Here is a 13,785-nt window from a genome sequence, read left to right on the forward strand (position 1 = left end):
GTATTGAACTAATTTAAGTAAGAGTGACTGATTTTTTTATTCAGGTAGTCCGGTTATCTGAATTTTTCCATTAATGTTTAATGTGAGACGAGTTTCACCGGCTGCAATATCCTGAACCGGAGCAGAACCGGCTGTACGGCTTAGCATCATAGGTTGAGCATAGGCTGCATAATTCTGGGTAGACTGGCTATTGCCTAAATTTATATTCACTATTTTGTATCCATGACCGCCTAGTTCATGAGTAATTTGTGTTGCACGCTCCTGAAAACGGGCAATGGCCTGTCGGGTTAATTTTGTTTCATAGTTGTTCAGTGTTGTATCCGCAACCTGATAATTTATAGCTTCAATGGTTGCCAGATGCTGTACTGTAGCAGCGAACTGATTTAAAGCCGCTAAATTTGTACTTTTAATCTGTATCAGAGCACTGTCCTGCCAGCCATTATCGATGCGTTTATCTTTTTGATAATCAAATCTTGGCTCAACCGCACGCGTTAATTGTGTGGTATTAAAATCAGCATGCCGGTGTGCATTAGCCAGAATCTGATTCAGTTGACTGGTAACTTTATTGCTGATCTGTTGTCTGTCCGCTCCCTGTTGCTGAATCTTCAATACCAGCACCATTTCATCCCGGGTAATGGTTTGCGACGCCTGTGCACTCAGCTCTACTACACCATAATTTAATTTTATTTCTTCTGCCAGACTGCTACTTGTTGAATATACAGATAGTAATACTATGAAGATATATGAAATAAAGCGGCGGTTCATTGTACAAACCTTTGTCACAATATAATTAAAGCAGATTAGCAAGGTGACAGATTAAATACAATAATTATTTGATAATAATGGGAAAAGATGAGGAATATACAGAGAATTTAGAAATAAGGGTGGCGAGCCAAACCCCCGGCACTGGTCGCTTTAAGATGGGCTGCTTGCTTCCGCACCTGACCCGTTGTCCTAAATAACCATGCGGGGAGACCCGCCACAGCGCGGTATTATACCGGTAGTTAGACTAATTCCCAACTATTTTCTTAATTTTAATACAAACAAAAATAGCTATTGTTAAAACAATAGCTATTTCAAATAATTAATCGCAAAAATTAAAGGCTGATTTTGGTTTTACGTACACCATAATCCGGTTGAAGCAGAGCGCATTGCGGATGATTATGACGGCTGAAACGGCGCGCACGTCCCGGAATTTGCTGACAGCTGACACTTACGTCATTACTATCCTGAGTTCTGCCTGTCTGATTATTTGCATTAGCCTGATTGGCTTTAGCTGTTCGTTCGCGCTGACGCGGTTTATCACTCTCAACTTTAACCGAAGAAGTCTGTGACGCTTTATTTTCAGCGGGTGCCTGTTCCCACCAGCGCGGTTCAAAGCCTTCAATGCGTTCAATTTGCAGGTTATTCTGAGTTAATTCTTTTATTGCATTAAATACTTTTTGTTCCTGCTCATCCATCAGGGAAATAGCTACCCCTTCAGCGCCGGCACGACCGGTACGTCCGATACGATGTACATAATCTTCGGCATTCAAAGGTAGCTCATAATTGATTACAAACGGAAGTTCAGCAATATCCAGACCGCGTGCCGCTACATCCGTAGCCACCAGAACACGCAAACTGCCTTCCTTGAATTGTGCCAGTGTTTCCAGACGTGTTTGCTGGGATTTATCGCCATGAATAGCTTGTGCACTTATTCCGCGGCGGTTCAATTCGCGATTAACCTGATCAACACTTTGCTTAGTATTACAGAATACAATTACCTGATTCATGTTCAGATCACAGATCAGCCGCTGCAGAAGTGAACGCTTGCGTCCGTTATCCAGTGCAATAATATGCTGTTCCACATTGGCAGAAGTGGTATTTTGTGCTGCTACCTGAATTTTTTCCGGATTATGCATAAAATCCTGAGCGAGCCGCTGAATGGCAGGTGCAAAAGTTGCTGAAAACAGTAAAGTCTGACGCTGTGATGGCAGTATTTGCATGATTTTGCGGATATCGTCAATAAAGCCCATATCGAGCATTCGGTCTGCTTCATCCAGAACCAAAATTTCTACTTTGTTTAGCTGGATATTTTTTTGTTGTACGTGGTCAAGCAAACGTCCTACTGTGGCAATAACAATCTCGCAGCCCTGACGTAAATCCTGTTTCTGAATCTCCATATTCATCCCGCCAAACAGCACAGTCTGGCGTAAAGAAAGATTTTTCAGATAACTCTGTACATTCTGATCAATCTGGTCAGCCAACTCACGGGTTGGTGTCAGTACCAGCATACGAACAGGATGCATTGCCGGAGATGTACTGGTATTAGCATAGCGTTTCAGCCTTTCCAGACTGGGCAGCATAAAGGCTGCAGTTTTTCCTGTACCTGTTTGTGCGGCAGCAAGTAAATCCATACCTGCCAGCGCTTTCGGAATAGCCGCATACTGTATAGGTGTAGGTTCGTGATAACCTTGTTCTGTTAGCGCAGAAACAATTTCCTGAGATAAACCCAGGCTGGCAAAAGCATTCATTTTGACAACCTCCAGTTGTTGTCTGCAAATACATACAACTGTTACGAATTGGATAGAATAGATGACTGTTCAAATATCATTATTTTTAGAAAAGCACCATAACGGTAGATGGCAATCATTGATGTTATGGTTATCGTGACAAAATAGTCACTAATGTAAACCAATAGTGTATCATCTTTATCAACCTGTTATAAACCTGACTGCTATCTGGCTAAAATTAAATAAAAATTCGTAAATTAGCATTTGAATGAAGTCATTACAGCTTTGTATAACCTTTTGCAGACGGGTATTCAGCTATTAAGTAACAGATAACAAAATCGTATAATTCAAATAGATAGCATAAATAAGCTTTTGCTAAACATCTAATCATAGGCTTATGAGATAATTAACTTTATTAAGTTAATCATACAGTACAAGTGAGCATATCAATATGTCAAATGAAAAAAGCAAGGCTTTGGCTGCGGCACTGGCGCAGATAGAAAAGAATTTTGGTAAAGGTTCCATCATGAAAATGGATGGCAGCCATACCGATGAAAATCTCGAAGTAATCTCTACTGGTTCACTCGGACTGGATCTGGCTCTGGGTGTAGGTGGTTTACCACGTGGTCGTATCGTAGAAATCTACGGACCGGAATCTTCCGGTAAAACCACGCTGTGTCTGGAAGCCATAGCACAGTGTCAGAAAGATGGTGGTGTATGTGCATTTATCGATGCCGAGAATGCCTTTGACCCGATTTACGCCCGTAAACTTGGGGTAAAAGTTGAAGAATTACTGGTATCACAACCTGACACCGGCGAACAGGCTTTGGAAATTTGTGACATGCTGGTTCGCAGTGGCGGGGTGGACATGGTTGTTGTTGACTCGGTTGCAGCTCTGGTACCCAAGGCTGAAATTGAGGGCGAAATGGGTGACAGTCATGTCGGCTTGCAGGCCCGTCTGATGAGTCAGGCTTTGCGTAAACTAACTGGTAACATCAAAAAAACCAATACTCTGGTTATTTTCATTAATCAGATTCGTATGAAAATCGGTGTCATGTTTGGTAATCCTGAAACCACTACTGGTGGTAATGCACTGAAATTCTACTCATCTGTACGTCTGGATATCCGTAAAACCGGCCAGATTAAAAAAGGTGATGATGTTATTGGTAATGAAACACGCGTTAAAGTAATCAAAAACAAAGTAGCTCCGCCATTTAAACAGGCTGAGTTCGATATTTTGTATGGCGAAGGTATCAGCTGGGAAGGTGAGTTGATTGATATCGGCGTTAAGCTAGGCATTGTTGAAAAATCAGGTGCATGGTACAGCTACAATGGCAGCAAAATAGGTCAGGGTAAAGACAATGTACGTCAATGGTTGAAAGATAATCAGGAAATAGCCGACGAAATTAATCTTAAAATTCGCAATAAAGTAGGCATCACTGCTCAGAATACCGAAGGGCAGTTGGATGATACTGATGGTGAAATGCCTGCCGAAGACTAAACGGGTCTGTTTTAAAAAGCTGCTTAGCTACACTAAGCAGCTTTTTTATTAGCTTATATGAGTTAAAAATCGACTGGAAAATTCTGGATAGTATATAGTTAAAAGAAAGGTAATTGCTTATGGAATAAGCAATACCATTGATAATACGGAAATGAGTTGCAGAGTCAGAGACCATTCCATTACTTCAGGTATACATCTGATAAATGCTTTTAAAGCGGATTTAAGTTATGATATTGAAAAGGAAAATAGTACTATTTGTAAAAATTTCCAATCAGAAACCACACCTTTTAAACAACACCAAGCATAAATCATGATCACTTTAGCTGAATATCAGCAACAAATGACTGCCGGCTATACTCATATTCCATTAGTACAGGAAGTGCTGGCAGATATGGATACACCATTATCACTTTACCTGAAACTGGCAAATAAACCATTCAGCTATTTGCTGGAGTCGGTAGTAAATGGTGAGCGTTTTGGTCGATATTCTTTTATCGGTTTGCCCTGTGATACCTATATTAAAATATCCGGACAAAACACAAGGGTATACCAGAAAAATCAGCTAATAGAAACGCATCAGGGTAATCCGCTGGAATTCATTAAAACATTTCAGAACAGATATAAAACTCCTGATATTCCTGACCTGCCAAGATTTACAGGCGGATTGGTAGGTTATTTCGGATATGAAACCATTTATCACTTTGAACAGATAGCCCACCGGCTGAAGCAGGCAGACAAACCTAATCCGATTGGAGTGCCCGATATTTTTCTGCTGCTTTCATTAGAGCTGGCGGTTGTGGATAATTTATCAGGCAAAATTTATCTGATTGTTTATGCCGATACCAGTAAAAAAGATGGTTATCAGCAGGCCAGAGCACGTTTAGAAGAGTTACGCACCGCGCTGCGTCAGAGTGTGCAGTTGCCATTGTCACTTGGCAGTGAATTAACTGAGCCAGTGACAGAAACTGGCGAAGAACAATATAAAAATTATGTTAAACAAGTAAAAGAGTACATTCTCAATGGCGATTGTATGCAGGTTGTCCCCAGTCAGCGCCTCAGCATGCCTTTTTACGATAATCCATTGAGTCTGTACCGTGCTCTGCGTACTTTGAATCCTTCCCCTTATTTATTTTATTATCATTTTGACGACTTCTATGTGGTAGGGTCTTCTCCGGAAATTCTGGTAAGACGTGAACAAAGCAGCGTTACCGTACGTCCTATTGCCGGAACGCGTCCTCGGGGCAGAACACCAGACGAAGATCAGGCACTGGCACAGGATCTGATAAATGATCCTAAAGAAGTGGCCGAGCATGTCATGTTAATTGATCTTGGACGCAATGATGTCGGACGCATTAGTAAAATCGGTCAGGTAAAAGTTACCGATAAAATGATTATCGAACGCTATTCTCATGTAATGCATCTGGTATCCAATGTTGAAGGCGAATTACAGGATGGAACATCGAATCTGGATGTACTGGCTGCCACCTTTCCGGCTGGTACGCTTTCAGGCGCACCAAAAGTGCGTGCTCTCGAAATCATCGAAGAACTGGAGCCAAACAAACGCGGTGTTTATGGCGGAGCAGCTGGTTATCTGAGTTTTTCCGGAGATATGGATTTATGTATCGCTATTCGTACTGGTGTTGTCAGAAACAATACACTATATGTACAAAGTGGTGGCGGTATCGTCTTTGATTCAGATGAAGAGCTGGAATGGCAGGAAACTCAAAATAAAGCCAGAGCAGTAATCAGAGCGGCGCATATGGTGCAGCAGGGTCTGGATAAGTAAAGCAGATAATTAGTTACTTACAATTAACTATGGTTGATGCACTATTATTTATAACTATTCCATCAACCATAGTTAATGTCGTCGCCAATACTATGCAGTAAACCATCAGCTAATCATTTAAAACACAAATCAGCATTAAACAGGTTGCAATTTCACTTTAATATCTGCCGGCGGAGCATAATAGGGCGCAGAGGTAACCAGTAATTGCGCTCCCGCACGAACATATTCCGCTATATTTAATAAAGTAACGCCACCGGCAGCAGACAATAAACTCATTGGCGCTAATATTTGCTGTTTTGCCAACACCATTGCAAATTCTTCCGGCGTAAATTTATCCAGCTGTACAATATCTGCCTGTGCTGCCAGTGCTGCGAAAGCCTCTTCGATATTATCTGCTTCGACAATAATTTTCTTTTCCGGCGCAGCATACTTTAAACGCGTTACCATAGCGGCCCAATCATCCGGCTGCGCATAAAAATGACGGTGATTGGCAAACAGCAAAACAGACTCAGCTGTGCCGGCACGATGTAATATTCCTCCGCCATCTATTACCGCTGCAATAGCTAAAGATTTCGTACCGGGAATACACTTACGCGTGCAGGCAATTTGTACCTGCGGGTTAATCTCGTGTGCGCTAGCCAGCATTTGCGCCATATATTGTGCTACACCGCTACACCATTCCAGTACATTCTGTGCCACCTTCCAGCCCTGATGCAGATTTTCAGCTTGACCAAAAGCGGTTAACAGCACGGTTTCAGCATTAACATCAGCACCATCTTGTTCTTGTATCACTACTTCCAGCCCAAGCTTTTGCAATAGCCTGGCTGCAATGTTTACACCACTAACCCTGCCAGCTATCTGGCGACAGAATGTCATTTTTCCAGCCTGCCGGCCAAAACCTAAAGCACGGGTGGTTAAATCACCATAAGCAATATCATCGAGCAATAGTTTATCTAGTTCAGCATCAGATAAATAAAACATGGTATTTCCCCGTTAAATGAATGACTGTAACCTGCGCCTGTTTCTTATCATTTATATTTCTATAGCATATACCGATAATTATGAGAAAAATAATTAATCAATAATTAACAGATAATGCTTGTTTTTGAAAACTATAAAGCTTAGTAAATAAACCATTATTGTCCATCAAGTCTTGGTAATTACCTTGTTCCGCAATTGAGCCTTTATCCAGAACAATAATATTATCCGCACCGATAATCGTTTTTAAACGATGAGCAATAACGATTACAGTCCTGTCTTTGACCAGACTGGCGATTGCTTCCTGAATATAAATCTCATTTTCAGGATCCAATGAGGCGGTAGCCTCATCAAGCAAAATAATAGGAGCATTTTTTAATAAAGCTCTGGCAATTGAGATTCGTTGCCTTTCACCGCCCGATAATTTACTGCCGTTTTCACCTATTAAGGTATTCCAGCCATCAGGTAATCGGGCAATTAGTTCATCACATCTGGCTATTTTAGCGGCAAGTTTGACTTCTTCATCAGATGCATTATGCCTTCCGATGCGAATATTGTTCATAATCGTATCATCAAACAATACCACCTGTTGGAAAACAAAAGCCATTGAATGCATCAAGGTTTCAGGGTCAATTTGCTTAATATCTAGATTACCAATGGTAATTCTCCCCGAATTTACATCCCAAAAGCGTGCAATCAATTGTAATAAAGTGCTTTTACCACTACCTGATGGTCCAACTAATGCTGTCATTTTTCCTTCCGGAATGGTGCAGCTTAAATTATTAATAACGTTTATTTGATTGTAGGAAAAATTAACATGATCAATATTGATAGTATGATTAGCAAAAGTCACATCTTCTTTTCCTTCCATAATAGACTCAGTTTGTAAACTTCTCATTCTATCGATGGAAACAAGCATATAAAACAGCTCGGGTAATAATGTCAAAATAGAAATCAGAGGGCTATAAATTCGTGAACTGATAATAACAAAGGCAATAAAAGTAATTGGATCTAAGCTGCCAGAAACCATCAGCGAAACACCGAGTAAAACCACTATGCCTAAACCGACTTGTAATGTCATAGTAGACAAAGTGACAATAATTCCTCCTATTCCTTCAAATTTAATTGATGCCCACATCATTTTTTTTAGGGCTTTATCCAGACGTTGGAATTTTTTACCACTTATTCCGTAACCTTTGATGATTTTAATACCATCCAGATATTCCTGAACTTCGTCGGAAACGATTAATTTAGCCTGAACATGTTTTTCACCAAATTTTTGTTCAAGTCTTTTACCAATAACAACAATAATAATAGAAATCGGCAGAGTACAAAAAATAGCACCAGCCATCCGCCAATCATAAAATGCCAATAAACAACAAGTTATCAGGCTGCTGATTGAATAACCGATTAATTGGGGTATCACATGGCTAAGCATGTTCTCAATAACGGCACAATCACCCATAATATTAGCCGTAAGTTCAGAAAGATCTTTTCGGTTGAAAAAACTAAGCGGTAGTTTGCGGATTTTTTCAGCAACTTCAATTCGGGTATTGGCTGCCTGACTAACAGCATTAGCATAAGTTTTTTCATATTCTCTTTTATAACAAAATAAGAATAATAAGGCTGAAACTACGCCTGCTCCCGCCATAATCCATAAGTAATTTATATTTACAGGAATTTGGTCAGTTAATGGCTTAATTAGCAGGATAATTATCTGTAATAAAATGACAAACGGTAACATTAATGTCAAATTAGAGATGATACAGGCGATAATAGCTTGATTAAGATTTTTATTCTCTGCATCAGACAACATCAATAATTTTTTAAACATATGCCACCTCATCATCTTGACCAGACTGATACATTTGCCAATTTAATGTTTGCTTATAGTATTGCCACATTTTGTAATAGATATGATGCTTATCAATTAGCTGCTCATGCGTTCCTTTTTCAACAATTCGACCTTTATCTAATACCACAATTTGATTTGCATCTTTTATTGTTGATAAACGATGAGCAATCATAATAACGGTTTTACCCTGCATCAAAACTTTCAAGGCAAGCTGAATTTTGTATTCATTTTCAGGATCAGCAAAAGAAGTGGCTTCATCAAGAATTAAAATAGGTGAGTTTTTTAATAATGCGCGGGCGATTGCTAAACGTTGCATTTCACCGCCTGAAAGATGCAGTCCTTTAGTACCTATTACCGACTGATAGCCGTCTGGCAGCTTTTCAATAAATTCGTGACATTGTGCAGCTTTAGAGGCGGCAATAACTTCATCTAACCGGGCATCGGGTTTGCCGATTTTAATATTATCTAAAATAGTTTGTTTAAAGAGAAAAACATCCTGAAACACAAAACTCACTAACGACAATAAATACTCACTTTTCATTTGCTTAATATCTACACCACCAATCGTTATCGAACCTTCATCAGGATCAAAGAAGCGAGGAATAAGCAATGAAACTGTACTTTTACCACTGCCGGAAAGCCCAACCAGAGCAGTAGTTGTTCCTTGTTTTGCCGTAAACGAAATGTGATTTAGCGCATTATTTTCTGAAGCCTCGCTACCCTGAATCTTATTGTAGGCAAAAGTGACATCATTAAAACCAATATCATAATGATTTACTTCTAAACCGAATTCGGGTTCAGCTAAAGGTTTTACGTTTAAAACACTATCCATATTTTCAACGCTTTTAACTGCTTTTTGAAGGCCCTGAGAAACATACATCAGTTTTAAAAAAGGCGCTGGTAACGCCAGTGAGAAAATTAAATAAAAAATAGAAGCTAAGATAAAATTTGCATAATTATCTACAGAACCGAGTAAGAAAATTATTACCGGGAGAATAAAAAGATAGATGTTATTTAATATCAGTAGAAAAAATGCCATATGATATTTAAAACAATCAGTAAACTTAAGGCAAAATACTTGATACGCTTTGATTGACTCATAAAAGCGTTTAAATGAGAAAAAAGTTTGATTGAAAGCTTTTACAACAGCAATACCACGAATATATTCAACTGAAGCATTACTCATATCAATGAGTCGATTTTGAAACTCCTGCATATGGTTTTTAATATCTTTACGACGGTAGCCGCTTATCAAAACAATATAAGCCAAAATAATGGGTACTAGCGTTGCCAACCCTAAACGCCAGTCAAAAACAGCTAAAATAATTAAAATGATAATCGGAGTCGCAAACGAACCAACCATATCAGGGAGTTGATGAGCAATAAAAATTTCTATCTTTTCAATATCATCATCAACGATTTTTCGTAACTCTCCACTCGAATGTTCAGTATAAAATCCTAATGGTAAATATGATAAATACCGAACGAAATTATATTTCAAATAGTAAAGCGTTTTAAACGCAGCAATATGCGAGAAGCAGAGTGCAAGGAAATTAAAAAATAGCGACAATGCAGCCGCAATAAAAGCCAGCCAACCATAATGAATAATAAGCCCGTTATTTAATACGTCCTTATTGGCTAAACTCATTATTAATTCGTAAACAATATAATAAACCGAAATAAAAGGGATAAAAGCAGTAGCAACACTTAAAACTGAAAATAAACAAGATAAAATAATTAAAATTTTATTTTTAAAGGTGAGTTGCCAAAGTCGAAAAGCAGGACTGTTATTACACGGTTTCATTAAATGAGTACCTTATTAAAGTAATAATAATCATTATCATCTATAATGTATAAAATAACAATTCTTTTTATAAAACAAACAATATTATGGAGTGTGTTAATAAAATCGCAGGCCTTTAGTGCAACAAATTTTGCACTAGGTCATGATTTTGAGCTGATACGTGACCACAATGGAAAAGATTGCTCGACTTCTTAAAACTATCTTAATGACGAACAGTTGATTAAATAATTAACTCAGTTAAATTATCGAGCAGAGTTATTTATTGCATTATGAGAATTTATTTTTGATTCCGTTCTAAAATAGATTTCTGACTGAAACGAGAGGATATATTAAAAATTGTTCTACGATATTCAATGAACTCTATTTGATTGATTCATGACAATTTATTTTGCTTTTAGTTGTCAATAATTCCTAATAAAGATAACAGATTGTCAGTGATGTTCTCATTTCATAAGCTATATCTATCTGAATGAAATTCAGGTACAAAAAATGTAAGCTAAAACAGTTAATACTCAAAGTATTATTTCAATAGCTGTAGAAAAACTAAAAGGGTATAGAAAAAGCATACCCTTTTAGCTTTAAATTGATAGAGATAAACATTTATCAGCTTATATCCAGCACTGCATGGAATGCAGCTTGAGGAATATCTACACCGCCAAATTTACGTTGTCTGACTTTATTATCCTTTATATTTTTAGCAATTTTTCTCTTTTTGGATAGAGAGCCGGAATATCCTTTTCCGGTTACGCTTTTTCGTAAGGGCGGAATATCCTCACGCGCAATAACTCTGTTTTCAACCACAGACTGAACTGGCATGGGATATAACTTGCGCGGAATCACATGCTTCATTTTCAGAGCTATTTGCTTACCGCGTTCATAACTACTGCTGCGCGGTAAAATAAATGAAAATGCATCTACTATTTCATCATTCAGCCAGATATCCATTTTCACAAGATCAGACGCAATATAACATCTGTCGCGGTAATCAACTGAAGCATAACCATGCGTGATGGATTTTAGTGAATTGAAAAAAGTATAGGCAATTTCAGAAATCGGCAGCTTAAAAAATAGTTCCGCCATTTTATTATTGAGGTAGGTCATATCAACGAATATGCCTCGCTTTTCCTGGCACAGATTCATAATTTCGCCAATATTTTCCACAGGAATAATAATGGCTGACTCAATAAAGGGTTCTTCAATGGAAGCTATTTTTTCAAAACTCGGTAACAATGTCGGATTATTTACCGTTATTATCTGGCCATTCGTAAGCGTTACTCGATACTCAACACTGGGAAACGTAGAAATAATTTCAATACCATGCTCCCGTTCAAGTCTTTCCTGAATAATTTCCATGTGCAAAATGCCTAGAAAGCCACATCGAAAGCCACTGCCAAGTGCCAGAGAATTTTCCTGTTGATAAACAAAGGCCGAATCATTCAGAGCCAGTTTTTCTATCGCATCGCGCAGCTTTTCCTGTTCCTCATTTTTAATAGGAAACAAGCCTGCATATACCATGGGTTTAACATCTTTATATCCGGGTACGGGCGGAGTGTCTGGTGCATTAATATCAATTAATGTATCACCAACTTTCACATTGGACACCACCTTTATATTAGTAGAAATATAACCTACCTCGCCCGCAACAAGCGTTTCAACAGACCTCATTTCAGGCAGAAATACACCAATCTGTAATGCTTCAAACTCCAGTTCACTTTTGATCATTTTAATTTTCTGACCATTAGTCACCGAACCATTGAAGATACGGACATGCAGAACTACACCACGATACATATCGTAATGCGAATCAAAAATTAAAGCTTGAAGAGGACGATTCTGCTCACCACTAGGTGCCGGTATTTCTTTAACAATAGCATTCAGAATATTATCGACTCCGGCCCCTGTTCTGGCCGAAGCCAATATAATATTATCCAGATTAATCCCATCCAGCTCTTCGAGCTCTTTGGTAACACGTTCTACATCCGCATTTGGCATATCAATCTTATTGATAACCGGAATAATCGTTAAATTCTGTTCCTGCGCTAATTTTAAATTAGCAATAGTCTGAGCCTGCACTCCCTGTGTGGCATCAATCACCAATAATGCCCCTTCACAAGCGGCTAAACTGCGGGAAACTTCATAGGCAAAGTCAGTATGACCGGGTGTATCAATCAAATTAAGTTCATACTCAGCCTGATCTTCGGCCTGATAATACATGCGCACAGTCTGGAGCTTAATAGTAATACCGCGCTCTCTTTCAAGCTCCATATTATCTAATAATTGCTCTTTCATTTCTCTTTCGCTGACCGTTTTTGTCATTTCAATTAACCTGTCAGCCAGCGTAGATTTACCATGATCAATATGAGCAATAATACAAAAATTTCTAATATTATTTAGGTTCATATTCCCATTCTTTCAGATTTTATTCATTTAATAGGCATTAAATGTAATAATTAGAGTAACTCGAAGTCAAGCTTAATATCCCGTCTTTACTAATTGTGATATTTTGTTGATTTATAAAACTAAAGAGGTAAAAAATGGTGGATTTACAGGATTGTATTTTATCAATAGCCAATAATGGGCAGTTAAGCCTCAAACCTAAATATTCCGTAACCGAAGCGGCCCAAATTCTTGGATTATCAGCACATACTCTGCGCTATTACGATTCCCTTAATCTATTCCCGTTCTTACAGAGAGATCAGCATGACAAAAGATTTTTTTCAGATGCAGATTTACAATGGGCAAAATTAATCGAGTGTTTACGCAATGCCAATATGTCCATAAAAGATGTTCAACACTATGTAGAGCTCTGTTTGCAAGGAGACAAAACACTGGATCAGCGGCTGAATATAATTAGCCAGCAAGAACAAAAGCTGCTCGACACCATGGAAACATTAAAAAAGCAAATAGCATTGTTGAGATTTAAAAAAGAATACTATGAAAATGCTAAACTCAAAAAAGACCATGATAAATAGTACTGTCATCTAATCACAAGTAGAAGGAATAGAGGGTATAAACAAGTCAACATCCCTATCAGCAGATAGTGGAGTCAAACAAAACCGCAAAACTGAGTCAAAGGCACCAAAAATAAACACAGGAAAAACAGAGTAGTGAAGAGAAAGTCAAAAATAAATGCAGGCAGGAGTTGACAGGGGATTTGTGGAGGCGTATAGTTCGCCTTCTTCGCTGATGACGCGACACGAAACAAACGAACAGTTTAAAGTAGAACGCAGTCGAAAGCAACGCTCTTTAACAGAACAGATTACCGATAAGTGTGAGTGCCAAGAGGCCTCACACTGATTCAGAGAGACAAGATAAAAACATTTCTTGTCAATAACTTTGAAGCAGACCAGTGAAACCGAAGGGAACTTC

The 13,785-nt window shown here is 38.5% G+C and carries 9 protein-coding genes, 1 other RNA gene and 1 pseudogene; 4 read left to right on the plus strand and 7 right to left on the minus strand.

All coding sequences use genetic code 11. The features are described from left to right. Nucleotides 1-36: 36 nt before the first annotated feature. The 3 genes and pseudogenes from H3V11_RS10535 to H3V11_RS10545 all read right to left on the minus strand — a co-directional run. On the minus strand, nucleotides 37-765 hold the full coding sequence (locus tag H3V11_RS10535; protein WP_198224887.1) for an SIMPL domain-containing protein: 729 nt from the start codon (nucleotides 763-765) through the stop codon (nucleotides 37-39). A 118-nt stretch (nucleotides 766-883) separates the two neighbouring features. Further along, an RNA gene (gene ffs / locus H3V11_RS10540) (signal recognition particle sRNA small type) lies at nucleotides 884-981 on the minus strand. 295 nt (nucleotides 982-1,276) lie between these two features. After that, nucleotides 1,277-2,513 (minus strand): annotated as a pseudogene (locus H3V11_RS10545) (DEAD/DEAH box helicase); the annotation flags it as partial. Between the two features lie 430 nt (nucleotides 2,514-2,943). On the opposite strand from H3V11_RS10545, the gene recA reads away from it, so the two are divergent. Further along, nucleotides 2,944-3,993: a recombinase RecA gene (recA, locus tag H3V11_RS10550; RefSeq protein ID WP_198224891.1), complete on the plus strand. Its 1,050-nt coding sequence runs from the start codon at nucleotides 2,944-2,946 to the stop codon at nucleotides 3,991-3,993. A 310-nt stretch (nucleotides 3,994-4,303) separates the two neighbouring features. After that, nucleotides 4,304-5,779, plus strand: a complete 1,476-nt coding sequence (trpE, locus tag H3V11_RS10555; RefSeq protein ID WP_198218879.1) for an anthranilate synthase component I — start codon at nucleotides 4,304-4,306, stop codon at nucleotides 5,777-5,779. 135 nt (nucleotides 5,780-5,914) lie between these two features. Here trpE and modD read toward each other — a convergent pair whose 3' ends face one another. The 4 genes from modD to lepA all read right to left on the minus strand — a co-directional run bounded on the left by modD (nucleotide 5,915) and on the right by lepA (nucleotide 12,816). Further along, nucleotides 5,915-6,760 carry a ModD protein gene (gene modD / locus H3V11_RS10560; protein ID WP_198224893.1) on the minus strand — a complete coding sequence of 282 codons (846 nt, stop codon included), beginning with the start codon at nucleotides 6,758-6,760 and terminating at the stop codon, nucleotides 5,915-5,917. A 97-nt stretch (nucleotides 6,761-6,857) separates the two neighbouring features. Beyond that, the gene (locus H3V11_RS10565; protein WP_198224895.1) at nucleotides 6,858-8,591 is read right to left on the minus strand and encodes an ABC transporter ATP-binding protein; all 1,734 of its coding nucleotides are present in this window, start codon (nucleotides 8,589-8,591) and stop codon (nucleotides 6,858-6,860) included. After that, nucleotides 8,584-10,416: an ABC transporter ATP-binding protein gene (locus H3V11_RS10570; protein WP_198224897.1), complete on the minus strand. Its 1,833-nt coding sequence runs from the start codon at nucleotides 10,414-10,416 to the stop codon at nucleotides 8,584-8,586. The genes H3V11_RS10565 and H3V11_RS10570 overlap by 8 nt, the downstream gene beginning before the upstream one ends. A gap of 603 nt (nucleotides 10,417-11,019) precedes the next feature. Beyond that, on the minus strand, nucleotides 11,020-12,816 hold the full coding sequence (gene lepA, locus H3V11_RS10575) for a translation elongation factor 4 (RefSeq protein WP_025329920.1): 1,797 nt from the start codon (nucleotides 12,814-12,816) through the stop codon (nucleotides 11,020-11,022). Between the two features lie 134 nt (nucleotides 12,817-12,950). On the opposite strand from lepA, the gene H3V11_RS10580 reads away from it, so the two are divergent. Both H3V11_RS10580 and H3V11_RS10585 read left to right on the plus strand, forming a co-directional pair. Beyond that, nucleotides 12,951-13,388 carry a MerR family transcriptional regulator gene (locus tag H3V11_RS10580; protein WP_198218874.1) on the plus strand — a complete coding sequence of 146 codons (438 nt, stop codon included), beginning with the start codon at nucleotides 12,951-12,953 and terminating at the stop codon, nucleotides 13,386-13,388. A gap of 184 nt (nucleotides 13,389-13,572) precedes the next feature. Further along, nucleotides 13,573-13,713, plus strand: a complete 141-nt coding sequence (locus H3V11_RS10585) for a hypothetical protein (protein ID WP_198224899.1) — start codon at nucleotides 13,573-13,575, stop codon at nucleotides 13,711-13,713. The last annotated feature ends 72 nt before the right edge of the window (nucleotides 13,714-13,785 follow it).

Source organism: Snodgrassella sp. W8158 (assembly GCF_016100435.1).
In the GTDB taxonomy this organism is placed as follows: domain Bacteria; phylum Pseudomonadota; class Gammaproteobacteria; order Burkholderiales; family Neisseriaceae; genus Snodgrassella; species Snodgrassella alvi.

Bases quoted from the DNA above. Each gene is read 5' to 3' on its own strand.
- H3V11_RS10535 (WP_198224887.1), bottom strand. From the start codon at position 765: ATGAACCGCCGCTTTATTTCATATATCTTCATAGTATTACTATCTGTA.
- H3V11_RS10565 (WP_198224895.1), bottom strand. From the start codon at position 8,591: ATGTTTAAAAAATTATTGATGTTGTCTGATGCAGAGAATAAAAATCTT.
- lepA (WP_025329920.1), bottom strand. From the start codon at position 12,816: ATGAACCTAAATAATATTAGAAATTTTTGTATTATTGCTCATATTGAT.
- recA (WP_198224891.1), top strand. From the start codon at position 2,944: ATGTCAAATGAAAAAAGCAAGGCTTTGGCTGCGGCACTGGCGCAGATA.
- H3V11_RS10580 (WP_198218874.1), top strand. From the start codon at position 12,951: ATGGTGGATTTACAGGATTGTATTTTATCAATAGCCAATAATGGGCAG.
- modD (WP_198224893.1), bottom strand. From the start codon at position 6,760: ATGTTTTATTTATCTGATGCTGAACTAGATAAACTATTGCTCGATGAT.
- H3V11_RS10570 (WP_198224897.1), bottom strand. From the start codon at position 10,416: ATGAAACCGTGTAATAACAGTCCTGCTTTTCGACTTTGGCAACTCACC.
- trpE (WP_198218879.1), top strand. From the start codon at position 4,304: ATGATCACTTTAGCTGAATATCAGCAACAAATGACTGCCGGCTATACT.